This is a genomic window from Bacteroides sp. AF20-13LB (genome assembly GCF_003603065.1).
Taxonomy (GTDB): domain Bacteria; phylum Bacteroidota; class Bacteroidia; order Bacteroidales; family Bacteroidaceae; genus Bacteroides; species Bacteroides uniformis.
Genome location: NZ_QTMH01000004.1, coordinates 200,490 through 224,376, shown reverse-complemented (window position 1 = coordinate 224,376; position 23,887 = coordinate 200,490). Strand labels below are relative to the sequence as shown.

Here is a 23,887-nt window from a genome sequence, read left to right as displayed (position 1 = left end):
CAATAGATAAATTTATGGATTACAGAAAGACAAATGCTCCTACTACTACGGTGACCCGTGATATGATGGAGTTGTGTGAGGATACCGGTAATGTATACGAAAGCGTAGCGATTATCGGAAAACGTGCCAACCAGATTAGTGTGGAAATCAAGAATGACCTTTCCAAAAAGCTTGCTGAGTTTGCCTCTTACAATGATAATTTGGAAGAAGTGTTCGAAAACCGGGAACAGATTGAGATTTCCCGCTATTACGAAAAACTGCCGAAGCCGACATTGATTGCAACGCAAGAGTATGTGGAGGGTAAGATTTACTATCGTAACCCGGCTAAGGAAAAAGAAAAATTACAGTAATGATACAACGTATTCAATCTGTTTATTTGTTGTTGGTAACTATCCTGTTGGTTGTGGCAATTTGCATGCCTGTAGGACAGTTCATCGGAGCGGACGGAGTGACAGCACATGTTTTCAAACCTCTGGGAGTGGCTTTGGCCGACGGAGGATTTCAGTCTACTTGGGGCTTGTTCGGGATATTGTTGCTCAGTGCACTTGTTGCCTTCTGTACGATATTCCTTTTCCGTAACCGTATGTTGCAAATACGCATGACGATTTTCAGCAGCATTCTGCTGATAGGCTACTACATAGCCTTCTGTGTATTTATGTTTATTTTGAAGGGTGATTTGGATGCAATGACTTTCCAGTTGGGATGGGCGCTTTGCCTTCCGGTGGTAGCCATCATCCTCAACTATCTGGCCTTCCGTGCCATCTACAAAGATGAGGTGATGGTGAAGGCGGCAGACCGTTTAAGAAGATAAGAAGGTTTATCTACTTGATAATAACAAAAGGCAGACCACGTATTTCATTCGGAATACGTGGTCTGCCTTTTTTATCGTTTCCTCTTGAGGTTACAGTCGTTCCATTATACTGTTCCCATTAGAGGAAATTGTCGTTCCTACGTGTGGAAACGGGTGTTTCCTATAAGCATTACTTCTTCAAGTCGAAGAGATAAGTTATCTTGGCCGTAATGACTCCGTGTGCGGAGCGTGAGAAAAAGTCCTTCTTGGTGCTACCATAGAAATCGGATAAAGCATAGTAGTATCTTCCTTCTACGATGAAATTGCCTGCCTTGGTGCGCAGCTCTATGCCTGCTCCACCTGCAATGCCGTAGTCGAATTTGTTGTCTATGGCCTTGCCGTGCTGTTCCACGGTGATGTTGGTGTAGGATTCTGCTACAGTGCCGTCCCAGTCGCCGTCTATCTTTTCGCTGTCGCCAAGCAGGAAACCTATCTGCGGACCGGCATGGATGAAGAATTGCAAACCGCGGTCCTTGCCGAATGCCAGATGCGCCAGGAACGGTATTTCCACATAGTTCATGGTGCGGGTGTAGCTCAGTGTGGGATAGTCCTCGTAATACTCGTCCCAACCGTGTTGTGAGAAGTTCAGCTCGATTTGTGCACCGCAAATCATACTGAAGTATTTTTCGGAAATGTATCGGGCTGTTACACCGCCGTTGATACCCATCAGATTCTTCTGCTTGACAGAGGGAGAGAAGCTTACGCTATTCAGATTGATGCCTCCATTGACGCCCACAGCGAAGTTGTGGCGTTGCTCGCCCACCTGCGCATGCAGGGGCAATATACATGCACACACCAGCAGGGCGAATATGATGATTGTTCTCAGGTTCATGTTATAAGTTATAAGTTACGAGTTACAGGCTACAAGTTGATAGTTATATAGTGGATTATCAGATGATTAATCCTTAATCCCTAATCAAAGTCCAATTTCACCAGCTCAAAGTTCTTGGTGAAGTGCACGAAGAACACCTTCTTGTTGATGAAGCCTCCCCAGTTGTTTACCCGTTGGAACTTGAAGCCGGTCTGGATGGGAATCAAATCCAGTCCCTGCATGTTCTTCTCGAAAGAAGAGCCATAGCGCGCAAGTCCTTTCAGGAAGAAATAACCGGTATCGAAGCCCAACATGCCGAATTTGGGATAGCGTTCGTCCATCTCCTTGCCATACCATCTGCGGTAGCTCTTGGTGAAGTTGATGGCGGCAGGAAGCAGGTTGTTGGTATAGAAAGAGGAATAGAAATAGGTGTCCAGTTCGAAGAAGGCTTCCAGGTGGTCTTTGGTGTAGGTCTGCCACTCCGGATAGCCGAACAGATGGACACGGCTTTCGGGTTGCTCGCGTACCAACAGCGTCAATTGGGGAAGTATCTTAATCAATGTCAGGTTACTGCCGGATGTGGGGATAAAGATATTCTCACGGTCCGTGCGTAATACTGTTTTCAGGGATTCTACGGTGACATCCTCTTTCAGGCTCTTCATCGGGATGGAACGGTTGCGCAGTTCATCTTTCAGTCCCTTGATGAATTCTGCCTTGTCCTTGGTGCCCTGGCTGGCTTCAATGAAGATGACGTTGGCATTGGGGAACTGGCGCACAAAGTGGTCGTACACCTCGGAGTACAGATAGGATTGGGGGGTATTTATCTGATAGACCGCCGGATTCTGGAATACCGTGTTGTCTTTCGATGTGAATGGTATCACCAGGCGTGTGTCTTGTTTCTTGGCAAACTCGGCCAGCGGTTTGATGTGCTGTTGGTACAGAGGCCCGAAGATGATGTCCATGTCCTTCATCTCGCTTTTGCCCAGGATGGAGTTCAGCGAGGCACTTTCGGGACCAGAATTGTAAGTGTACAAGTCAATGGAAGTGCCAGTACGTTTCAAGCTGTCTACGGCCATCAGCAGGCCTTCGTAGTATTCCACCATACGGGAAGACTCGCTCTTTGATACCCCGTCCAGGAAGGGAAGGATGACGGCAGCCTTGATGGTGCTGAAGCGTTCTGTCTTTTTCCGGTTTTCACGGAACAGTTCGCTGTCGGTAGGTATTGCCTGCGACTGGATATTTTGCTCCGTCTGTGCTTTGGGGTAGGGAATGCAGAGGAAGGTTCCCTTCTTTATTTTGTTTTCGCCTTTTAATTCCGGGTTGGCGGCTATCAGTTCGGCTTCGCTGATGCCGTATTCACGGCTGATGCTGAATACGGTTTCTTTCCGCTTCACTTTATGCATGTCACGGCATCGTGACTCTACGGGGCCGAGAATATTGTTGTTGGCAACTACAGTGCTGCTTTGTGTCTCAGCCGGGACCATGGTTTGGGTCTCGGTTGTGGAAGGGATACGGATTACTTGTCCGATACGGAAATTCTCGGCGCTCAGTCCCGGGTTGGCGTCACAGATGGCTTTGGCAGATACATTGTATTTCACGGTCAGCCGGTAGAGGGTCTCACCGGTTTCGATGGTATGGTATGTTTCTTTTTGTATGTTGGCAGCGCTGCGTGGAATACGCAATGTGCGTCCGATGAATATTTTCTCGTCACTGCCGGGGTTCAGTTTGATGATGTCCGACTGGCTGACGCCGTACATGCTGGCGATGGAGTAGAGACTTTGTCCTTTTTCGATAGTATGCAGAAAATAAGATTGATTCTCTTGTGCTATTGCACCGATACTGCATGCACTGGCAAGCAGCAGGGAGCAGATAATGCGGTTAATCGTTTTCATTCAGTAATCGTTGGTTTATGTTTACAATTTCCCAAAGTAGCTGCAAAGGTACGAATATTGTGGCATTCAAACCAAAGGATTGCGTTAAGAAATAATATTGTGCATTTCAAAACTGAAAAATAGCGCTTTTCGGCTGATATTCGGGGGGAAACAGTTATTTTTGCAGTTAAAACGATAGGATAAATCAACATGCAAGAAGAAACAGAATATATCAATGTATATGGTGCGCGCGTGCACAACCTCAAGAATATCGATGCCGAGATTCCCCGTAACAGCCTGACTGTGATTACAGGCCTGAGCGGAAGCGGCAAGTCCTCTTTGGCATTCGATACTATTTTTGCCGAAGGGCAGCGCCGCTATATCGAGACTTTTTCGGCATACGCCCGTAACTTCCTGGGAAACCTGGAGCGTCCGGATGTGGACAAGATAACGGGACTGAGCCCGGTTATCTCCATCGAGCAGAAAACCACCAACAAGAATCCGCGCTCCACCGTGGGCACTACCACCGAGGTGTACGATTACCTGCGTCTGCTCTATGCCCGCGCCGGCGACGCCTACTCCTACCTCTCGGGCGAGAAGATGGTGAAGTACACCGAAGAGCAGATACTGGACCTCATCCTGAAAGACTATAAAGGAAAGCGCATCTACATCCTTGCCCCGCTGGTGCGGGGTCGTAAGGGACACTATAAGGAGCTTTTCGAGCAGGTGCGCAAGAAAGGCTACCTCTACGTGCGTGTGGACGGCGAGGTGCGCGAAGCCCTGCCCGGTATGAAGCTGGACCGCTACAAGAACCACGATGTGGAGGTAGTGATAGACAAGCTTGTGGTGGCAGATAAGGACGACACGCGCCTGAAGAACAGCGTAGCCACCGCCATGCGCCAGGGCGACGGGCTGCTGATGATACTCGATGCGCAGACCGACAGCGTGCGCCATTACAGCAAGCGGCTGATGTGTCCCGTGACGGGCTTGTCCTATCGGGAACCGGCACCGCACAACTTCTCCTTCAACTCCCCGCAGGGCGCATGCCCTAAGTGCAAAGGGCTGGGGGTGGTGAGCCAGATTGACATCGACAAGGTGATTCCCGACCGCGAGCTCTCCATCGCCGGAGGTGCCATCGCACCCTTGGGGAAAGCCAAGAACAGCATGATTTTCTGGCAGATTACCGCCTTGCTGGAGAAGTATGAGGCAACGCTGAAAACTCCGGTGAAGGAGCTGCCGGAGGATGCACTGGACGAGGTGCTCTACGGCTCGGACGAGCGCATCAAGATAAAGAGTTCGCTGATAGGCACCTCTTCCGACTACTTCGTGACGTTTGAGGGTGTCATCAAATACATTCAGATGTTGCAAGAGAAGGATGCTTCCGCCACGGCGCAGAAGTGGGCGGACCAGTTTGCCAAGACTGCCGTTTGTCCGGAGTGCCATGGCGCCAAGCTGAACAAGGAAGCGCTTTCGTTTCGCATCCACGACAAGAACATCTACGAACTGTCCACAATGGACATTAGCGAGCTGTATGACTGGCTATCTGCCGTAGACCCGCATCTCAGCAGCAAGCAGCAGCAGATTGCCGGTGAAATCCTGAAGGAAATCCGTACGCGGCTCAAGTTTTTGCTCGATGTCGGTCTGGATTATCTTTCGCTGAACCGTAGTTCCGTCAGCCTTTCCGGTGGTGAAAGCCAGCGTATCCGCCTGGCTACGCAGATAGGTTCACAGCTGGTGAATGTGCTGTATATATTGGATGAGCCGAGTATCGGCCTGCACCAACGCGACAACCAGCGCTTGATACACTCTTTGAAGGAACTGCGTGACATTGGCAACTCCGTCATTGTGGTGGAGCATGACAAGGATATGATGCTCGCCGCCGATTATGTCATTGATATGGGGCCGAAAGCCGGTAGGCTGGGAGGGGATGTTGTCTTTGCCGGTACTCCCCGTGAAATGCTACGGACGCATACGCTGACTTCCCAATACTTGAATGGTGAGCGTGCCATTGAGGTGCCTGCCAAGCGTCGCGAGGGCAATGGACACAGTCTGTGGCTGCGTGGCGCCAAGGGTAATAATCTGAAGAATGTGGATGTAGAGTTCCCGCTGGGCAAGCTGATTTGCGTTACCGGTGTTTCCGGCAGTGGCAAGTCCACGCTTATCAACGAGACGTTGCAGCCTATTCTTTCGCAGAAGTTCTACCGCTCCCTTCAAGACCCTTTGGAGTATGACAGCATTGAAGGGTTGGAGCATATAGACAAGGTGGTAAATGTGGACCAGTCTCCCTTGGGACGTACGCCGCGCTCCAATCCTGCCACCTATACGGGTGTGTTCTCGGATATCCGCAATCTGTTTGTCGGCCTGCCCGAAGCGAAGATACGCGGGTACAAGCCGGGACGCTTCTCCTTCAACGTCAGTGGCGGACGCTGCGAGGCTTGCCAGGGCAACGGCTACAAATGTATTGAGATGAATTTCCTGCCAGATGTGTATGTGCCTTGCGAGGTGTGCCACGGCAAACGCTATAACCGCGAGACGCTGGAAGTGCGCTTTAAAGGCAAGTCCATTGCCGATGTGCTGGATATGACCATCAACCGTGCGGTGGAGTTCTTCGAGAATGTGCCCCAGATATTGAATAAGATTAAGGTTATCCAGGAAGTGGGATTGGGCTATATCAAGCTGGGACAGTCCTCCACCACGCTCTCCGGAGGTGAGAGCCAGCGCGTAAAGTTGGCTACGGAACTCTCTAAGCGTGATACGGGCAAGACACTCTATATCCTCGACGAACCTACCACCGGACTTCATTTTGAAGATATCCGCGTACTGATGAATGTACTGAACAAACTTGTTGACAAAGGAAACACCGTCATCGTCATAGAGCATAATCTCGATGTCATCAAGATGGCGGACTACATCATTGATATGGGTCCCGAAGGTGGCAAGGGGGGAGGGGAACTCCTCTCCTGCGGAACACCCGAAGAGGTGGCGAAGAGCGAGAAAGGCTATACTCCGAAATTCCTGCGTGAAGAGCTGGGGGATAATTACTAATTTTGTAACTTGTTATGGTGAAAATTAATAAGACGAATGCAGCGCGGCTGCTCGACAAAGCCAAGATAGCCTATGAACTCATTCCCTACGAGGTGGATGAGAACGATTTGAGCGCCGTACATGTAGCCGCCAGTTTGGGCGAGGACATCAACTGCGTGTTCAAGACACTTATTCTTCACGGCGATAAATCCGGCTACTTTGTCTGCGTCATCCCGGGTGAGCACGAAGTGGATTTGAAACTGGCGGCAAAGGCATCGGGCAACAAGAAGTGTGACCTCATTCCGGTTAAGGAACTTTTACCTCTGACGGGCTACATCCGCGGAGGTTGTTCGCCCATCGGCATGAAGAAGCCTTTCCCTACCTATATCCATGATACGTGCCTACGGTTTCCGTATATCTATATCAGTGCCGGACAACGTGGTTTGCAGCTTAAACTGGACCCGAAGGATTTGGTAAAAGAAGTGCGTGCAGAAGTTTGTGTTCTTTTTAATGAATAAATTTTCTATTTCTGCCGAGATATTTTAATTTTATAAGGAAATATTCAATAGAATTTATATATTTGCAGGAATTATTCAAGAAATCAATCCAATTACTAATTCTAAAAACTAATTTTTATGTTCAACAAACACCCTAAAGGTCTGATTGCCGCATCCTTTGCTAATTTGGGCGAGCGTTTCGGCTTTTATACCATGATGGCCATTCTTGTACTTTTTCTGCAAGCCAAGTTCGGACTGGATGGAAAAGAGGCAGGTTTGATCTACTCAACATTTTATTTTTCTATTTACATTCTTGCATTGATAGGTGGTATTATTGCCGACAGAACCCGTAATTACAAAGGTACCATCTTTACCGGCATTGTCTTGATGGCGGTAGGCTACTTGATGCTTGCCATCCCGTCTCCTACACCGGTTGCCAATAAAACCTTGTTTTTGGTGATTACTTGTGCGGCCTTGTTTGTCATTGCTTTCGGAAATGGTCTTTTCAAGGGAAATCTTCAAGCGCTGGTAGGGCAGATGTACGACAATCCCCAATATTCCAGCATGCGTGATTCTGGTTTCTCCTTATTCTATATGTTCATCAATGTAGGTGCCATCTTTGCTCCGTTTGCCGCAGTAGGCGTACGTAACTGGTGGCTGTCCACATTCGGCTACAATTATGATGCCGACCTGCCTGCCCTTTGCCACGGACATCTGGCAGGAACGCTGACTCCCGAAGCTGTGGACACTTATAGTGCACTGGCAACGAAAGCCACTATTTCCGGAACACCCGTAACGGATATGACGGTATTTGCCAATGAATATCTGAACGTGTTTACCACCGGTTTCCATTATGCATTCGGTGTAGCTATCTTGGCTATGGTTCTTTCTTTGGTAATTTTCGTCATTAACAGAAAGAAATTCCCCGATCCCAGCAAGAAGGTGGCTGCAAAAGCGGGCGATGCCACTGCAGTGGAGATGAGCGCACAAGAGGTAAGACAGCGCATGTATGCATTGTTTGCCGTATTCGGTGTGGTAATTTTCTTCTGGTTCTCGTTCCATCAGAATGGGTTGACACTGACGTATTTTGCCAAGGAATATACAGATTTGAATTTGTTCGGCATGGCTATTTCCGCTGAGCTGTTCCAGTCTTTGAACCCGATTTTCGTTGTATCTCTGACACCGGTCATCATGGCTGTCTTTGCAGCACAGCGTGCCAAGGGTAAAGAGCCTTCCACTCCGCGGAAGATTGCCATCGGTATGGGTATTGCTGCCACCGGCTTCCTTATAATGGCTATCGGTTCTTATGTAAGCAACTTGCCGATGCACAAGGATATAATCGCTTTGGGTACCTCTCCGGTGAAGGTGACTCCGCTGTTGCTGATGGTTACCTATCTGATATTGACTGTTGCCGAATTGTACATTTCTCCGTTGGGCATTTCATTCGTGTCCAAGGTGGCTCCTCCCAAATATCAGGGTATCATGCAGGGCGGTTGGCTCGGCGCTACTGCCATTGGTAATCAGTTGCTCGTTATCGGTGCTATCCTTTACGAAAGTATTCCTATCTGGATGACGTGGACGGTATTTGTAGTAGCGTGCTGCATTTCCATGTTCACCATGCTGTTCATGCTGAAATGGCTTGAAAAGGTGGCGAAGTAATCGGAAACGAAAGATAAAACTAAAGGCTGCGCAATGTTCGTAATGAACTGCGCAGCCTTTAGTTTTTGGAGGGCTTTTAATGCCGGGGCTCAGATTTCCAGTCCCATGATGTAGTCATTCATGTAATATCCGTTTCCTATCGGGAAATCCCCTTCACGGAGTTTCCGCATTCCCATATGTTCGTAAAACTGCAGTGCCTTGTTGTTACGGTTCACATTCAATTCCATCAGACAAGGGCCGGGATGCACTTCCTTGATGTACTTGATGGCTTCGCGAAAGAGGAAACTGCCGCAATGTGCACCCTGGTAATAGGGGAGCACATAAATCTTTTGCAGGTGGAATAAATTTTCTCCTTGCTGCTGTACGGACACATAGCCCGCCGCTTCACATTCTTCGTAGGCCAGGAAGTAGACGTGACCTTCCTCTTCCATTTGCTTGCGGATATTGTCCAATGAATACATCCATTCCATCATGTAGTCGGTCTGTTCGGGAGTAAGGATATCCTTATACGTGACAGGGAATATCTGCTGCGCAAGTTTCTGAATCAGTGCGCAGTCTGCTGTCGTTGCTTTTCTTATGGTAAACATATCGGTTGTATTTATACTGTTTGGGGTGTAAAGTTAAGCCTTTTTTGTGAAACAATCGTTATCTTTGCAGACCGTTACCGAACTAACTAATTTTGATTTTAAAAATTATGGCATTTACGAGCAACATTATGATTGTCCGCCACAGATTACTGAAGGAACTGGTAAAGCTGTGGAATAACAACGAACTTGTGGATAAAATAGACCGGCTGCCCATCGAGCTGAGTCCGAAGAGGTCCAAGCACGCGGGACGCTGCTGTGTGCACAAAGAGCGCGCGGTGTGGAAGTACAAGTCATTGCCGCTTCTGGGACTCGATATGGAGGACGAGACGGATGAGCTGACCCCCTTGTCGGAGTACGCTGCCCGTGCACTGGACAGAGCGGAAAATGGCAGGCCGAAAGACAATATCATGTGTGTGATTGACGAAGCTTGTTCGGCATGTGTGCAGATTAACTACGAGATTACGAACCTCTGCCGCGGATGTACGGCACGCAGTTGCCAGGTAAATTGTCCCAAGAAGGCAGTGCACGTCAAGGAGAGCGGGCAGGCATGGATTGACCATGATGCGTGTATCAGTTGCGGCATCTGCCATAAGAGTTGTCCCTACCATGCCATTGTTTATATTCCCGTACCTTGTGAGGAAGCTTGTCCCGTGAAAGCCATCAGTAAGGATGAGAAGGGGATAGAGCATATTGACGAAAGCAAATGTATCTATTGCGGAAAGTGTCTCAATGCATGTCCATTCGGAGCAATTTTCGAAATATCGCAGGTGTTCGACGTGTTGCACAGAATCCGCAAGGGTGAGCAGGTGGTGGCTATCGTGGCTCCGTCTATCCTGGGGCAGTTCAAGACGACTATTGAACAAGTATATGGCGCATTGAAACAGGTCGGTTTTACGGATGTCATCGAGGTGGCTCAGGGAGCGATGGATACCGTCAGCAACGAGGCGCACGAGCTGATTGAGAAGCTGGAGGAGGGTCAGAAGTTTATGACGACTTCCTGCTGTCCGTCTTATATAGAGTTGGTGAACAAGCATATTCCTGCCATGAAGCCTTACGTGTCGGGCACCGGTTCGCCGATGTATTATGCTGCCCGCATTGCTAAAGAGAAGTATCCGGATGCGAAGGTGGTCTTCATAGGTCCTTGCGTTGCCAAGCGCAAAGAGGCGCAGCGCGACGAGGCGGTGGACTTTATCATGACTTTCGAGGAGGTGGCTTCCGTGCTTGCCGGGCTGGATATTCAGATGGAGCAGGCAAAGCCCTATTCCATGAGTTTCACTTCCGTGCGCGAGGCGCATGGTTTTGCGCAGGCAGGAGGCGTGATGGGTGCCGTGAAAGCCTATCTGAAGGAAGAGGCAGATAAAATCAATGCCGTACAAGTGGCTAATCTGGATAAGAAGGCTATCGGTGCGTTGCGTGCTTACGCCAAGTCGGGCAAGGCTCCGGGGCAATTTATTGAAGTGATGGCTTGCGAGGGTGGTTGTATTACCGGGCCATGTTCGCATAATGAAATAACTGCCGGAAAGCGCCAGCTGACGCAGGAGTTGGCAAAGAGAAAAGAGACGTATTAGCCCTTTGTCCGTTTATATGAAGCATTTGATTGACAAATTGCGGAGCAATCGCAGGCTGGATGCCGAAGAGTATAAAGCCTTGCTTCTTTGTCGGGACACAGAACTTGCAGCCTACCTGCAGGAGCTTGCCCGGGAAGAAGCGCTTGCCTGCTTTGGCAATAAAATCTTCATTCGCGGACTGATTGAGATAACCAACCGTTGCCGCAATAACTGCTACTATTGCGGCATACGGAAGGAGAACCGGAACATAGTCCGTTATGAGCTGGCGCAGGAGGAGATTCTTTCGTGTTGCCATGAAGGCTATCGGTTGGGTTTCCGTACCTTTGTGCTGCAAGGGGGCGAAGCGCCGGCGGTGAAGGATGAGGGGATGGTGGAGACAGTTGCCGCCATCCGGCAATCCTTCCCGGATTGTGCCATTACCTTATCCTTGGGCGAGAAATCGCGGGAAGCCTACGAACGTTTCTTCCTGGCAGGTGCCAACCGCTATCTGTTGCGGCACGAAACCTGCAACGAAGGGCATTATCACCGGCTTCATCCTGCGGAGATGTCCCTTTCCCATCGGTTGCAATGCTTGGACTGGCTGAAAGAGATAGGCTATCAAGTGGGAACCGGAATCATGGTGGGCAGTCCTTACCAGACGGTGGACCATTTGGTAGAAGACATTCTCTTCATCGAACGGTTTCAGCCGGAGATGATAGGCATGGGACCTTTTCTTCCGCATCACGATACTCCGTTTTCCTCTTTTCCGCCGGGAGATATGGAGTTGACGTTGAAGTTGCTTTCTATCTTCCGGTTGATGCATCCCGCGGCACTGATACCTGCTACCACTGCCCTGGCCACACTTGCTCCGGACGGACGGGAACGGGGAATATTGGCTGGCGCCAATGTCGTGATGCCTAATCTTTCGCCTTCTCATCAGCGGGCGAAGTACTCCCTCTATGATAACAAAGCTTCTGCGGGTGCCGAAGCGGCAGAAGGTTTGCTAAAATTGGAGGAACAACTGAAAGGGATAGGCTACGAGGTATCAAGAGAGAGAGGAGATTATGAGAATGGAGAATTGACCGTTGATAATTGATAATTTTCAAATCTTCATTCTTTATTTTAATTACCAATTATCAATTTACGAAGTGTATAACATAAAGTCAAGACAAGCAGAAGAATTCATCAATCACCAGGAGATATTGGATACATTGGAGTATGCGCAGGCAAACCGCAACAACCGTCCGCTCATTGAAAGTTTGATTGACAAGGCTGCTTTGTGCCAGGGGCTTTCCCATCGGGAGGCGGCCCTGCTGCTGGAATGTGACGAGCCGGAACTGGTGCAGCGCATCTATCGTCTGGCACGTGAAATCAAACGGAAATTCTATGGCAACCGCATTGTGATGTTTGCCCCGCTTTACCTTTCCAACTATTGCGTGAACGGTTGCGTCTATTGCCCGTATCATGCCAAGAACCGTACCATCCCCCGCAAGAAACTCTCGCAAGAGGAGATACGCCGCGAGGTTATCGCCTTGCAGGACATGGGACATAAACGCCTGGCGCTGGAAGCCGGAGAAGACCCTCGAAACAACCCTATCGACTATATCTTAGAGTCTATCCGCACCATCTACAGCATCCACCACAAGAACGGGGCCATCCGCCGGGTGAATGTCAACATAGCCGCCACTACAGTGGAAAACTATCGGTTGCTGAAAGAGGCAGGTATCGGCACTTATATCCTTTTTCAGGAGACTTACAGCAAAGAGCATTACGAAGCCTTGCATCCCACGGGACCGAAAAGTAATTATGCCTACCACACCGAAGCGATGGACCGCGCTATGGAGGGTGGCATCGACGATGTAGGTATCGGTGTATTGTTTGGTCTGAATACCTATCGCTACGACTTCGTAGGATTGCTGATGCATGCCGAACATCTGGAAGCTACCTTTGGCGTGGGTCCGCATACCATCAGCGTACCGCGCATTTGTCCGGCAGATGATATTTCGACCGAGGATTTTCCCGATGCCATCTCGGATGAGATGTTCTGCCGTATTGTGGCGGTTACCCGCATTGCGGTGCCTTATACGGGAATGATTATTTCCACCCGTGAGTCGGAAGCCGTACGCCGTCGGGTGCTCGAACTGGGCGTTTCGCAGATAAGCGGCGGTTCGCGCACCAGCGTGGGAGGCTATGCCGTGCCGGAAGCCAAAGAGGAAGATTCCTCCCAATTCGATGTGAGCGACCGGCGCACGCTGGATGAAGTGGTGAGTTGGCTGCTCGACCTGGGGCATATCCCCAGCTTCTGCACCGCCTGCTATCGCGAGGGACGTACCGGAGACCGCTTCATGTCGCTCGTCAAGCGCGGACAGATAGCAAACTGCTGCCAGCCCAATGCACTGATGACATTAAAAGAATATCTGGAGGACTATGCCTCCTCCGAAACCAAGGAGAAGGGCATACAGCTGATTCGTGAGGAGATGGAGCATATCCCGAACCCCAAGATACGGGCGATAGCCGAACGTAATCTTCAGGAGATAGGGGAGGGGAAAAGAGACTTTAGATTTTAGATTTCGGATTTATGAATAATACACCTCGTTCCAACCGCCTGCACATTGCCGTCTTTGGACGACGGAACAGCGGAAAGTCCAGCCTTGTCAATGCCTTGACCGGGCAAGACACGGCATTGGTATCCGCAACGCCCGGCACTACTACCGATCCCGTAACCAAAGCCATGGAAGTATATCCTTTGGGCCCGTGCCTCTTTATCGATACCCCCGGTTTTGATGACGACGAAGGCGAACTGGGCGGTATGCGCGTGGAGCGTACCTTAAAGACGGTGGAGAAAGCGGACATCGCCCTCTTGCTCTATGAAGCTGACGGAACGCTGGAACAGCAATGGATAAAGCTGCTGGCAGCGCGCGAAATTCCCGTGATACTGATACTGAATAAAGCTGATTCGCGTCAAGACACCGCTTCCGTGGTGCTTCGGATTGAAAAGGAGTGCGGGCAGGTTCCCGTTGTGGTCAGTGCCAAAGAGGGTACCGGCATTCAAGGCATCTTCGATGCTATTCTCGAAAAGCTTCCCGAGAATTTTGGTGAGCAGACCATCACGGGAAACTTGGTAAGCGAGGGTGATGTCGTCCTACTGGTTATGCCCCAGGATATGCAAGCCCCAAAAGGCCGTCTCATTCTTCCGCAAGTGCAGACCATCCGCGAGTTGCTGGACAAGAAGTGCCTGGTGATGAGTTGCACCACCGACAAGCTGCAAGCTTCCCTGCAAGCCCTTGCCCGTCCGCCTAAGCTGATAATCACCGATTCACAAGTATTCCCCATCGTCTATCAACAAAAGCCTGCCGAAAGTAGTCTTACTTCCTTCTCGGTTCTTTTTGCCGGCTACAAAGGAGACATCAATGCCTTCGTGGAGGGAGCTGCCGCTATCCATAGCCTGACACCCCAATCGCGTGTACTGATAGCCGAAGCTTGCACCCACGCCCCGCTGACCGAGGACATCGGTACCGTCAAAATTCCCCGCCTGCTACGAAAGCGCATCGGCGAGGAATTGCAGATAGACTTTGTATCTGGAAATGACTTTCCCAAAGACTTGTCCCGATATGATTTAATTATCCATTGCGGCGCTTGCATGTTCAACCGGAAGTACGTTCTCAATCGTATAGCCCATGCCCGCGCACAGCACATCCCCATAACCAACTACGGAGTAGCAATTGCGAGTCTGACCGGTATATTGGATAAAATTGTTATCTATCGGTAAATATCCCTTTCCCTCTCTGTTCACGTTACTGATGTTATAGAGTAGCGTGAACTACTTTTCTTGTTAATAATGTTTAATATATGGTACTTTGTAATGCAAGGTACTGATATAATACATATATTTGTGCCATACAAGGAACAACAATAGAATGAATAAGGACACTCATTACTCTATTGCGCAGCAAAATAGTAAATCGTAAATTGTCAAATAGTAAATACCATTATGGATGTAAACAATGTAAAGTCGCAAATGCGCAAGGGCATGCTTGAATATTGCATCATGCTGCTGCTTCACAAAGAGCCGGCTTATGCTTCGGATATCATTCAGAAGTTGAAAGAAGCCAGACTGATTGTGGTGGAAGGTACACTTTATCCGTTGCTCACCCGTTTGAAGAACGACGACCTTTTGGGGTATGAATGGATTGAGTCTACACAAGGTCCTCCCCGTAAATATTACCGGTTGACGGAAAAAGGAGAAGTCTTTCTCGGTGAACTGGAAACATCCTGGAAAGAGTTGAACGAGACGGTGAATCACATCAGCAATTCTTGAAATGACCACAGAGAATATGCCGCATTCGTCGAATGGTAAATAGTAAATCGTAAATAGTCAAATTGTAAATAAATAGTGTGTTATGAAAAAGACATTAACTGTAAATTTAGGTGGAACCGTTTTCAATATTGATGATGACGCATACCGTCTTTTGGATAATTATCTGAGTAATCTCAAGATGCACTTCCGCAAGGAAGTCGGTGCCGACGAGATTGTAGATGATATTGAACGCCGTATTTCCGAACTCTTTGCCGAGAAATTGTCGGCCGGTTCGCAAGTAATCACGATAGCCGATGTGGAAGAGGTGATTGCCCGCATGGGAAAGCCGGAAGATATGGAGGCGGAAGGAGAGAGTGCTAGTGCCGATTCCGGCAGCACGAGTGCCGGGGGCGGCTATGGTGCCGGTGCTTGGAACAGCAATACCGCTTATGGCACTACACGCCGTCGTCTATACCGCAATCCGGATGACAAAATGCTGGGTGGTGTCATCAGTGGAATGGCTGCCTACCTGGGATGGGATGTAACTTTACTTCGACTGTTACTGCTTGTCATCTTGATTTGTGGGGTAGGGACATTGATACCGGTCTATATCGTGTGTTGGCTGGTTATACCGGAAGCCCGCACAGCGGCCGAGAAGTTGAGTATGCGTGGCGAGGCCGTTACGGTGGAGAATATCGGAAAGACGGTGACGGACGGTTTTGAGAAGGTTGCCAATGGGGTGAATGATTATATGAGGTCGGACAAACCCCGTACTTTCTTGCAGAAGTTGGGAGATGCATTGGTGATGATTGTCGGCTGGTTCTTGAAAATCTGTCTGGTGATATTTGCCATTATCTGCAGCCCGGTATTGTTTGTATTTGGAGTGGTATTTGTGGCGTTGTTGTTTGCTGCGATAGCGGTGGCTGTTGGTGGCGGTGCGGCTCTCATTTCCTTTTTCCCGATGGCTGATGTGGTACTGCCTACTTCTCCGTTGTCTGCCATTGTGATGTACATTGCAGGAATCTTGCTGGTAGGAATTCCTTTGGTCAGTCTTGTATGGGCCATCTTCAGTCAGATATTCAAATGGCAGCCGATGAATTCCGGTTTGAAGTGGACGCTGGTTATCCTTTGGATTGTAAGTGCGGCTTGCTTCGGAATCTGTTTTGCAGTGCAAGGGGCTACTTTCCCGGAATTGGGTATCTTTAACTTCTGAGAATAGTAATTTCTTTTTTAATTGATATCGTGTTTGTAGGAATCTGATTTCTATAAACACGATATTTTTTATTTCAATGTAATTATTTGTTATACAGTGGAATATTTCGTTTGGAAAAGGTGTTTTTTAAACGTTCGTTTAATGAACGCAAAGATAACGTGTATTTTTGAATCTCGCAAAATGTTTAATAAAAATATTCTATAAATTTCTTTTTAGTGAGTATAATACTTTGTCAGTAAGCCTATTGCATTGTATTTCTCTAACTTCTTCCTTTTACTAATTTTTAAGTAATCTTCCCTCTTTAGTTTTCTTAAATATTGACGTTCAAAAAACGAACGTCTATTGAACGCTTTTTGCTTGCAATAGATTCGTTTACAGCATTTTACCTGACAGGTAATGAATGACTGCAAAAAATCTGTTGACAAGAAGGGCATAAAGCTTGTCGTATTCTACATAAAGTGTCCGCAAGTAATTGAATTTCAAGTGTATGCAAGAGGTTCAAAGCCCCAGGAGAACACCCTTGTCTGAACAAAAGCATAAAAATGGGAATAGAGAAAGAGGTCGAAATCTGGTATGCTATGCGTGCCACCTACCGCAGAGAACCAGATGCCATGCATCTGCTCAAGAAAGAAAATTTGGGCTGTTTCATTCCTATGCAATACAAGATATGTATAAAAAAAGGGAAAAAAGTCCGTGCTCTGGTTCCGGTCGTTCATAATCTGCTTTTTGTCCATGCCCGTCCTTCCGATGTGCAGCGTGTAAAATCTCAAGTCACTTATCTGCAATATATTACCGATACCCGCAGTGGGCAGAAGATTATTGTCCCCGACAGTCAGATGCAGCGTTTCATTGCCGTATCCGGCACTTACGATGACCATCTTCTTTATTTTCAACCGGATGAATTGAACTTGTCCAAAGGTACCAAAGTCCGGATTACCGGCGGTGAATTTGAGGGGCAAGAGGGTATATTTCTGAAGGTGAAAGGCGCACGTGACCGTCGCGTGGTTATCGAAATACAAGGTGTCATAGCTGTTGCCATGGCCACTATCCATCCCGATCTTATAGAAGTAATCGGCTGAACTTTAATTTTTAATTTTTAATTCTATAATTGCTTATGTCTCTTTCCGAAGAAGCAATCACTCTTCAGCGTGCTGCGCACGAACTGATGTATTTGGGTATGGACGGTAGTCCCGTCTATAGCGATGACTTGTCACGGCGGAACGGTGAGGTCTACCGTCTTACCATGGCTTTGTACCGGTCGGGTGTAAAAGGCACTACCATCGACGAGCAGGCAAATGTCTGTCTTGCCCTTCTTATGGGTTACAGCGCCTCTTTTGTGGATCATGGCGAAAAGCAGCGGCATGTCCAGAAAGTGCTGGACTGTTGTTGGGATGTGCTCGACGCTCTTCCCGCTTCCTTACTGAAGCTCCGTCTGCTTACCGCCTGCTACGGTGAAGTGTTCGACGAGTCTTTGGCCGACGAAGGCCGTTCCATCATCGCCTCCTGGGATTCCTTATCACTTACTCCCGAACAGCAGGAAGCGGTTGATGAGTTTCAGAATGTGACAGACAATCCCTATCCGTGGGAATATATCGATGAATAAAACTTTTCATTATAATGCTTAACAATAAATCCGTATTGATTACCGGAGGAACGGGTTCCTTCGGAAAGAAGTTTGTGGAAACCATTCTCCGTGATTATCCGCAAGTAAAGAAAATTATTATTTACTCCCGCGATGAGCTGAAGCAATTTGAGCTGAAACAGAAATATCCCGGTCATAAGTATCCGCAACTGCGTTTCTTTATCGGTGATGTCCGTGACCTCGAACGTCTGACGCGGGCTTGCGAAGGAGTGGACGTGATTATCCATGCAGCCGCCATCAAGCAGGTGGATACCGCTGAATACAATCCCGAAGAGTGCATCAAAACCAATGTACACGGTGCGCAGAATGTGATAAAGGCTGCTCTTGCCACCGGTGTACAGCATGTAGTGGCCCTTTCTACCGACAAGGCATGTGCCCCCATCAATCTTTATGGCGCCACCAAGCTCACTTCCGACAAGCTGTTTACTGCCGCCAACAATATCAGCGGTTCCAAGGACATCAGGTTCTCCGTAGTCCGTTATGGCAATGTGATGGGTTCCCGCGGTTCCGTAATCCCTTTCTTTATCAACAAGCGTGACAACGGGGCGAAGGAACTTCCCATAACCGATATGCGCATGACCCGTTTCAACATCTCACTGGAAGCCGGTGTCGCTTTGGTCATGTATGCCATCGGACATCACCTGGGTGGTGAAATCTTTATTCCTAAGATTCCTTCCTATCATATCCAGGACGTGGCTACCGCCATTGCGCCCAATCTGCCGCAGGTGGAAGTGGGCATCCGTCCGGGAGAGAAACTGCACGAGGAGATGATTACTGTAACCGATGCTCTTGATACAATCGATTTGGGCAGATATTATGTCATTCTTCCTTCCGTATCTTTCAAGCACAGTCGCGAAGAGTTCATCAGACATCACAATGCAGTACCCGTTCCCGACGGTTTCCACTACAGCAGTGACAACAATACGGAGTGGGAGACAGTAGAGACTATGCGCGAGAATATCAAGAAATACGTTGACCCTAATTTCGAGGTGAAATGATAAGCAAGCCTATTCCATACGGTCGTCAGCATATCACAGATGAGGATATCCGGGCAGTCATTGATACCCTGAAAAGCGATTACTTGACACAAGGTCCCAAAATCAGGGAATTTGAAACGAAATTTGCCGAATATGTAGGTGCACAATATGCCGTAGCAGTGAACAATGCCACTTCGGGGCTTCATCTTGCAGCTACCGCACTGAATGTAAAGCCGGGTGACAAGGTGATTGTCACTCCCATGACCTTTGCTGCCAGTGCCAACTGCATCCGCTATTGTGGCGGCGAGGTGGTATTCTGTGATATTGACAAGGATACTTACCTCATGGATATCCGTAAACTCGAAGCCATGCTTAAAGCTTCTCCCCGCGGTACTTACAAAGGTATTGTTCCGGTTGATTTTGCAGGCTATCCTTTGGATCTGGAAGAGTTCAGAAAGCTTGCCGACGAGTACGGCTTGTGGATTATCGAGGATGCCTGCCATGCTCCCGGCGGCTATTTCATGGACAGTAAAGGCAAGAAACAACATTGTGGCAACGGTTGTTTTGCCGACTGTGCCGTATTCTCTTTCCATCCCGTGAAACATATTGCTACGGGTGAGGGAGGCATGGTGACCACCAACAGCAAGGAGCTTTATGACAAGCTTTGTCTTTACCGTACGCATGGCATTACGAAAGACCCTGCTTTATTGCACGAGCATCATGGTGGCTGGTATTACGAGATGCAGGAGTTAGGGTATAATTACCGTCTGACTGATTTTCAGGCTGCCTTGGGTATTTCTCAGCTGGAGCGTGCAAAAGCAGGTCTTGAACGCCGCCATGAAATCGTAAGACGCTATAATGAAGCGTTTTCCGGAATAGATGGCATCAAGACTCCGTTCAATACTGCCGATGTCTATCATGCTTATCACCTTTATATCATTCAAGTAGCTGACCGCTTGGGCCTTTATAATTATCTGCACGAGAACAATGTCTATGCGCAGGTTCATTATGCTCCGCTTCATCTGATGCCTTACTATCAGCAGTGGGGAAATAGGAAAGGCGATTTACCTATAGTAGAAGAGTATTACGAACATTGTCTGAGTCTTCCGATGTATCCCACGCTGACGAACGAGGAACAGGAGTATGTGATTGAAAAGGTTATAGAATTTGTAGCGAAATGAAAAATATAGCAATCATTCCTGCACGTGGCGGCAGTAAACGTATTCCGCGTAAGAATATCAAGCCCTTTATGGGTAAACCTATCATTGCATATTCCATAGAGGCAGCTTTACAAAGCGGTCTTTTTGAGGAGGTGATGGTTTCTACCGATGATGAGGAGATTGCCGGAATAGCTTGTAAGTATGGTGCCAAAGTTCCTTTTATGCGGAGTGCCGAGATGTCAAATGACTATGCCGGTACTGATGATGTAATTCTTGAAGTACTGAGGAAGTATAAAGAGCAAGGCAGGGAGTTTGAAACGGTTTGTTGCATTTACTCAACGGCTCCTTTTGTCACTCCCGAAAGACTCCGGGAAGCATACGGAAAAATGAATTCGGAGATAGATTCCGTTTTCACTTGTGTGGCTTATTCCTATCCTATACAGCGCAGCCTTCACATCGTGGATGGAAAAATTAGTATGGTTTATCCCGAATACAAAAATGCACGTTCCCAAGATTTAGAACCGATTTATCACGATGCCGGTCAGTTCTATTTCTCTCGCACTGCTCCCTTTGTGGAGAGCCGGACTTTTTGGGGTGAGAATACAGCCGGGTTGGTACTTTCCGAACTTGAAGTGCAGGACCTTGATACACAGACTGACTGGGCATTGGCAGAGATGAAGTATGAGTTGCTTCATAAATGATGTAATGCAGAAAATCTATCTCCGTGCCGATGCAAGTGCTGCCATCGGCTACGGTCACTTTATTCGTACTCTGGCTTTGGCCGATATGCTGAAGGACGATTTTGATTGTACCTTCTTTACTTGCCATCCTACCCCTTATCAGGTGAGTGAGATGGAGAAGGTATGTCCTTTCATCCCCTTACAGGAAGAATCACATTATGATGAGTTCCTTTCCCTTTTACAAGGTGACGAAATTGTGGTACTTGACAACTATTTCTTTACTACTGATTACCAGCGTGCCATCAAGCAAAAAGGTTGCTGTCTGGTGTGTGTGGATGATATGCACGACAAGCACTATGTGGCTGATCTTATAGTCAATCAGGGATTGGGTTACACGCGTGATGACTATTCGTGTGAACCATATACTCAATTTGCCTTTGGGCTTCAATTTTCATTGTTGAGGAGGCCTTTCTTCAATGTTGCGCTGCAGAATAAACGGAACAATTATTCAGGAGGTTTATATGTATTGGTGGCTTTTGGTGGTTCTGATTTCTTGAATTTGACGTATCAGACCATTCATGCAATTAAAGCCAAAGACAATGTGAAGAAGATAACGGCAATTGTCGGTGATTCGTATGCAGCCGAGAATATGGTTGATGACCCCAAAGTAACCTATCAGAAGAATTTGTCTGCCGGTTCCATTGCAGACTTGTTTAGTACTGTAGATGTCGCCATATTGCCTGCCTCTACGATGATGAATGAGGCATTGGCCTGTGGAACTCCTGTTATAGGAGGGTATTATGTTGATAATCAGGAGCACGACTATTATATGTTTTTGCGTGAAGGGCTGATTCAGGGGGCGGGTGATTATACCGATGCCGCTGCCTTTACTCTTGTTGCTGAGAATTTGGATAAGATGGCCATTCGTAAAAGACATGCCATCACTCCGGATATTCCCAAACGGTTTGTCAATTTGTTTAAAAGTCTGTTGATATGCAAGTAACTTCACAAAGAGCTTCGGCCATATTGTATAATTATCTGTCTGGCAACCATTTTGATAAACCGTTCTTATTGCCGGCAAATGTGTGTCCTGTAGTGCCCCTGTCGTTTATGAAAGCAGGTGTCGGTTTTGAGTTTATAGACATAGATGAAAGCCATGCCATGTCAACCGAGAAATGTTTGACAGCTATAGAGGCGGGAAAATATTCCGGTCTTGTATTTGTGCATGCCTACGGGAAAAAGTATGACAACAAAGAATTTTACCGAGCAGTGAAAAGTCTCGATCCAAATCTTTGTATCATTGATGATTGTTGCTTGTGCATTCCCGAATTGGTAGATTCCTTGCCTGAAAATGTGGATCTCTGCCTTTACAGTACCGGATATGCTAAATTCATAGAACTTTCCTATGGTGGCTATGCAAGTTTTAGGGGGGGGTACGAAGTTGTTGATTATCAGTATGATAGCATTAGTGAACAAAAGCATTCGGTATATATAAGGAAATGTCTCCTGGAGAATGTCAGATATATGCTTCCGGCTGACTATCCTTGGCTGGACGCCTCAAATTTGCAAATGACCGATGAGGAATATTTTGACATCATTGAAAGAAAGCTCCCAAAAGTGATTGCGGAAAAAGAGAAAATAAACAAGATATACAGGAATCTGCTTCCTGAATCGATTCAGATGGGAGATGATTTCCAGAACTGGAGGTTCATGATTGTCATCGAGAACCGGCAGAAGGTTCTTGACGCAATATTCAAGGCCGGTCTGTTTGCCGGGACTAATTTCCCTTCGGTTTCATACATGTTCAAAGGTGTTTCTTCTCCTGTTGCGGAAGTGGAGGCGAAGCATATCGTCAATTTGTTTAATGATTTCCGGTTCAGTGAAGCACAGGCAAGAAAGATTTGTGATGTGATAAATTCGGTTATATGAATAAAAGATTATTGATACTGGGCGCAGGTGAAATGCAGGTTCCTGTCATCCGAAAGGCGAACGATATGGGATTGCATACCATAGTCGCAGATATGGATGCGAATGCTCCGGGAATGGGGTACGCCTCGGAACCGGTTCTTGTCAGCACGATGGATAAGGAAGGTGTTTTGGAATGTGCCAAACGTCACTCTGTTGACGGCATACTTACTACAAGTGACGCGCCTGTAAATGTGGTTTCCTATGTCGGGGAACAGCTGGGGCTTCCGTCCATGTCCACTGAGGTTGCAAAAATCTGTACAAACAAATACTTGCAGAGGGAAATGTTTGCGGCCAACGGGATTGATGTACCATTTTTCATGCTTTGTGATAAAGATACGGACTTGGGCACATTGCAAGATTATCCATATATTGTCAAACCGGTAGATTCCTCTGCAAGCCGCGGAGTAAAAAAGGTTACAAATCATAAAGAACTTGTACTTGCTTTTTCCGAAGCTCTCGGTTATTCCCGTACCGGAAAGGCCATTGTCGAGGGCTTTATAACAGGCCGTGAATTCAGTGTTGAAACATATACGCAAAACAATAAAACTACCGTTGTCACTATTACGGAGAAACTTTGTATCGGTGAGGCAGAAGGCTTCTTTGTTGAAGATACGCACATTGAACCGGCGCGTATAACGAAACAGGAGTGGGAGCTGGTTTCGGAGACCGTATCAAAAGCACTTTGCCTGATTGGACTTAATAATTGTCCCTCGCATACAGAAATAAAGCTGAATGAATCGGGCGCTTATATCATAGAAATTGCTTGCCGGCTTGGAGGAGATTATATAACCTCTGATTTGGTTCCATTGTCAACCGGGATAGATATGCTGAGAAATCTGGTGAACTGTTCTCTTGGTTTGCCCGTTGATGTCCTTCGCAAACATGAAAAATGCTCAGCGGTACAGTTCCTTAATCCGCTCAACTATCAGCGTTGTGTGGATTTTCTAAGCTCTTCCCGGTCATCGGCTGTTTTTCGGTCTGAAATAAGACCTTATTCTGAAAAAAAAATAAAAAACTCTTTAGACCGTTTAGGGTATATCATACTTCAGACTGATAGTATGGAAGAGCTTGAAAGTATTCTAAGGACGATTAAATAGTAAAGAC

The 23,887-nt window shown here is 47.6% G+C and carries 22 protein-coding genes; 19 read left to right on the top strand and 3 right to left on the bottom strand.

Features of this window, described 5'->3' with window-relative positions; all coding sequences use genetic code 11:
• Positions 1 to 14: 14 nt before the first annotated feature.
• Positions 15 to 350 carry a DNA-directed RNA polymerase subunit omega gene (locus DWX62_RS05955; RefSeq protein WP_005825356.1) on the top strand — a complete coding sequence of 112 codons (336 nt, stop codon included), beginning with the start codon at positions 15 to 17 and terminating at the stop codon, positions 348 to 350.
• Positions 350 to 811, top strand: coding sequence for a DUF4293 domain-containing protein (locus DWX62_RS05950; protein WP_005825355.1), 462 nt, complete (start codon positions 350 to 352; stop codon positions 809 to 811). Before DWX62_RS05955 ends, DWX62_RS05950 begins: the two co-directional genes overlap by 1 nt.
• A gap of 169 nt (positions 812 to 980) precedes the next feature.
• Here the strand turns inward: DWX62_RS05950 and DWX62_RS05945 are convergent, their stop codons facing one another.
• Both DWX62_RS05945 and DWX62_RS05940 read right to left on the bottom strand, forming a co-directional pair.
• Complete coding sequence (locus tag DWX62_RS05945) at positions 981 to 1,682, bottom strand: porin family protein (protein ID WP_008663316.1); 702 nt, start codon at positions 1,680 to 1,682, stop codon at positions 981 to 983.
• A gap of 80 nt (positions 1,683 to 1,762) precedes the next feature.
• On the bottom strand, positions 1,763 to 3,553 hold the full coding sequence (locus tag DWX62_RS05940) for a LysM peptidoglycan-binding domain-containing protein (protein WP_057255993.1): 1,791 nt from the start codon (positions 3,551 to 3,553) through the stop codon (positions 1,763 to 1,765).
• Positions 3,554 to 3,742: 189 nt separating this feature from the next.
• Here DWX62_RS05940 and uvrA point away from each other — a divergent pair, with 189 nt between their 5' ends.
• The 3 genes from uvrA to DWX62_RS05920 all read left to right on the top strand — a co-directional run bounded on the left by uvrA (position 3,743) and on the right by DWX62_RS05920 (position 8,712).
• A complete protein-coding gene (uvrA, locus tag DWX62_RS05930; RefSeq protein WP_057255991.1) occupies positions 3,743 to 6,577 on the top strand; it encodes an excinuclease ABC subunit UvrA in 2,835 nt (944 codons plus the stop codon).
• A gap of 17 nt (positions 6,578 to 6,594) precedes the next feature.
• Positions 6,595 to 7,074: a Cys-tRNA(Pro) deacylase gene (gene ybaK / locus DWX62_RS05925; protein ID WP_057256108.1), complete on the top strand. Its 480-nt coding sequence runs from the start codon at positions 6,595 to 6,597 to the stop codon at positions 7,072 to 7,074.
• A gap of 117 nt (positions 7,075 to 7,191) precedes the next feature.
• Positions 7,192 to 8,712, top strand: coding sequence for a peptide MFS transporter (locus DWX62_RS05920; protein WP_057252567.1), 1,521 nt, complete (start codon positions 7,192 to 7,194; stop codon positions 8,710 to 8,712).
• An 89-nt stretch (positions 8,713 to 8,801) separates the two neighbouring features.
• Here the strand turns inward: DWX62_RS05920 and DWX62_RS05915 are convergent, their stop codons facing one another.
• On the bottom strand, positions 8,802 to 9,299 hold the full coding sequence (locus DWX62_RS05915) for a GNAT family N-acetyltransferase (protein WP_057255989.1): 498 nt from the start codon (positions 9,297 to 9,299) through the stop codon (positions 8,802 to 8,804).
• A gap of 107 nt (positions 9,300 to 9,406) precedes the next feature.
• Here DWX62_RS05915 and DWX62_RS05910 point away from each other — a divergent pair, with 107 nt between their 5' ends.
• From DWX62_RS05910 to DWX62_RS05845, 14 genes are all read left to right on the top strand, one after another.
• Entirely contained in the window at positions 9,407 to 10,867 is a 1,461-nt protein-coding gene (locus DWX62_RS05910; protein ID WP_005825346.1) for a monomeric [FeFe] hydrogenase, read from the top strand.
• A gap of 16 nt (positions 10,868 to 10,883) precedes the next feature.
• A complete protein-coding gene (hydE, locus tag DWX62_RS05905; RefSeq protein WP_057255988.1) occupies positions 10,884 to 11,942 on the top strand; it encodes a [FeFe] hydrogenase H-cluster radical SAM maturase HydE in 1,059 nt (352 codons plus the stop codon).
• 52 nt (positions 11,943 to 11,994) lie between these two features.
• Entirely contained in the window at positions 11,995 to 13,413 is a 1,419-nt protein-coding gene (gene hydG, locus DWX62_RS05900; protein WP_057255986.1) for a [FeFe] hydrogenase H-cluster radical SAM maturase HydG, read from the top strand.
• Positions 13,414 to 13,424: 11 nt separating this feature from the next.
• Positions 13,425 to 14,615 (top strand): [FeFe] hydrogenase H-cluster maturation GTPase HydF, encoded by a 1,191-nt coding sequence (gene hydF / locus DWX62_RS05895; protein ID WP_120137661.1) that lies wholly within the window; start codon positions 13,425 to 13,427, stop codon positions 14,613 to 14,615.
• Between the two features lie 222 nt (positions 14,616 to 14,837).
• Positions 14,838 to 15,164, top strand: a complete 327-nt coding sequence (locus tag DWX62_RS05890) for a PadR family transcriptional regulator (RefSeq protein WP_005825341.1) — start codon at positions 14,838 to 14,840, stop codon at positions 15,162 to 15,164.
• An 82-nt stretch (positions 15,165 to 15,246) separates the two neighbouring features.
• Entirely contained in the window at positions 15,247 to 16,356 is a 1,110-nt protein-coding gene (locus tag DWX62_RS05885) for a PspC domain-containing protein (protein WP_057281191.1), read from the top strand.
• Positions 16,357 to 16,898: 542 nt separating this feature from the next.
• Positions 16,899 to 17,435, top strand: a complete 537-nt coding sequence (locus tag DWX62_RS05880) for a UpxY family transcription antiterminator (RefSeq protein ID WP_117887276.1) — start codon at positions 16,899 to 16,901, stop codon at positions 17,433 to 17,435.
• A gap of 35 nt (positions 17,436 to 17,470) precedes the next feature.
• Positions 17,471 to 17,959, top strand: a complete 489-nt coding sequence (locus tag DWX62_RS05875) for a UpxZ family transcription anti-terminator antagonist (RefSeq protein WP_117887275.1) — start codon at positions 17,471 to 17,473, stop codon at positions 17,957 to 17,959.
• A 14-nt stretch (positions 17,960 to 17,973) separates the two neighbouring features.
• Positions 17,974 to 18,996, top strand: coding sequence for a UDP-N-acetylglucosamine 4,6-dehydratase (inverting) (gene pseB / locus DWX62_RS05870; protein WP_005836599.1), 1,023 nt, complete (start codon positions 17,974 to 17,976; stop codon positions 18,994 to 18,996).
• A complete protein-coding gene (gene pseC / locus DWX62_RS05865) occupies positions 18,993 to 20,156 on the top strand; it encodes a UDP-4-amino-4,6-dideoxy-N-acetyl-beta-L-altrosamine transaminase (protein ID WP_120137662.1) in 1,164 nt (387 codons plus the stop codon). The genes pseB and pseC overlap by 4 nt, the downstream gene beginning before the upstream one ends.
• Positions 20,153 to 20,836 (top strand): pseudaminic acid cytidylyltransferase, encoded by a 684-nt coding sequence (gene pseF / locus DWX62_RS05860; RefSeq protein ID WP_005829500.1) that lies wholly within the window; start codon positions 20,153 to 20,155, stop codon positions 20,834 to 20,836. The genes pseC and pseF overlap by 4 nt, the downstream gene beginning before the upstream one ends.
• Positions 20,837 to 20,840: 4 nt before the next feature.
• On the top strand, positions 20,841 to 21,818 hold the full coding sequence (pseG, locus tag DWX62_RS05855) for a UDP-2,4-diacetamido-2,4,6-trideoxy-beta-L-altropyranose hydrolase (RefSeq protein WP_005836604.1): 978 nt from the start codon (positions 20,841 to 20,843) through the stop codon (positions 21,816 to 21,818).
• Positions 21,809 to 22,744 carry a hypothetical protein gene (locus DWX62_RS22220; RefSeq protein ID WP_243636246.1) on the top strand — a complete coding sequence of 312 codons (936 nt, stop codon included), beginning with the start codon at positions 21,809 to 21,811 and terminating at the stop codon, positions 22,742 to 22,744. Before pseG ends, DWX62_RS22220 begins: the two co-directional genes overlap by 10 nt.
• The gene (locus tag DWX62_RS05845) at positions 22,741 to 23,880 is read left to right on the top strand and encodes an ATP-grasp domain-containing protein (protein ID WP_005829494.1); all 1,140 of its coding nucleotides are present in this window, start codon (positions 22,741 to 22,743) and stop codon (positions 23,878 to 23,880) included. Before DWX62_RS22220 ends, DWX62_RS05845 begins: the two co-directional genes overlap by 4 nt.
• The last annotated feature ends 7 nt before the right edge of the window (positions 23,881 to 23,887 follow it).

Excerpts from the sequence above, each read along its gene's own strand:
- DWX62_RS05955 (WP_005825356.1), top strand. The coding sequence starts at position 15 with ATGGATTACAGAAAGACAAATGCTCCTACTACTACGGTGACCCGTGAT.
- DWX62_RS05950 (WP_005825355.1), top strand. The coding sequence starts at position 350 with ATGATACAACGTATTCAATCTGTTTATTTGTTGTTGGTAACTATCCTG.
- DWX62_RS05945 (WP_008663316.1), bottom strand. The coding sequence starts at position 1,682 with ATGAACCTGAGAACAATCATCATATTCGCCCTGCTGGTGTGTGCATGT.
- DWX62_RS05940 (WP_057255993.1), bottom strand. The coding sequence starts at position 3,553 with ATGAAAACGATTAACCGCATTATCTGCTCCCTGCTGCTTGCCAGTGCA.
- uvrA (WP_057255991.1), top strand. The coding sequence starts at position 3,743 with ATGCAAGAAGAAACAGAATATATCAATGTATATGGTGCGCGCGTGCAC.
- DWX62_RS05920 (WP_057252567.1), top strand. The coding sequence starts at position 7,192 with ATGTTCAACAAACACCCTAAAGGTCTGATTGCCGCATCCTTTGCTAAT.
- DWX62_RS05915 (WP_057255989.1), bottom strand. The coding sequence starts at position 9,299 with ATGTTTACCATAAGAAAAGCAACGACAGCAGACTGCGCACTGATTCAG.
- DWX62_RS05910 (WP_005825346.1), top strand. The coding sequence starts at position 9,407 with ATGGCATTTACGAGCAACATTATGATTGTCCGCCACAGATTACTGAAG.
- hydE (WP_057255988.1), top strand. The coding sequence starts at position 10,884 with ATGAAGCATTTGATTGACAAATTGCGGAGCAATCGCAGGCTGGATGCC.
- hydF (WP_120137661.1), top strand. The coding sequence starts at position 13,425 with ATGAATAATACACCTCGTTCCAACCGCCTGCACATTGCCGTCTTTGGA.
- DWX62_RS05890 (WP_005825341.1), top strand. The coding sequence starts at position 14,838 with ATGGATGTAAACAATGTAAAGTCGCAAATGCGCAAGGGCATGCTTGAA.
- DWX62_RS05885 (WP_057281191.1), top strand. The coding sequence starts at position 15,247 with ATGAAAAAGACATTAACTGTAAATTTAGGTGGAACCGTTTTCAATATT.
- DWX62_RS05880 (WP_117887276.1), top strand. The coding sequence starts at position 16,899 with ATGGGAATAGAGAAAGAGGTCGAAATCTGGTATGCTATGCGTGCCACC.
- DWX62_RS05875 (WP_117887275.1), top strand. The coding sequence starts at position 17,471 with ATGTCTCTTTCCGAAGAAGCAATCACTCTTCAGCGTGCTGCGCACGAA.
- pseB (WP_005836599.1), top strand. The coding sequence starts at position 17,974 with ATGCTTAACAATAAATCCGTATTGATTACCGGAGGAACGGGTTCCTTC.
- pseC (WP_120137662.1), top strand. The coding sequence starts at position 18,993 with ATGATAAGCAAGCCTATTCCATACGGTCGTCAGCATATCACAGATGAG.
- pseF (WP_005829500.1), top strand. The coding sequence starts at position 20,153 with ATGAAAAATATAGCAATCATTCCTGCACGTGGCGGCAGTAAACGTATT.
- pseG (WP_005836604.1), top strand. The coding sequence starts at position 20,841 with ATGCAGAAAATCTATCTCCGTGCCGATGCAAGTGCTGCCATCGGCTAC.
- DWX62_RS22220 (WP_243636246.1), top strand. The coding sequence starts at position 21,809 with ATGCAAGTAACTTCACAAAGAGCTTCGGCCATATTGTATAATTATCTG.
- DWX62_RS05845 (WP_005829494.1), top strand. The coding sequence starts at position 22,741 with ATGAATAAAAGATTATTGATACTGGGCGCAGGTGAAATGCAGGTTCCT.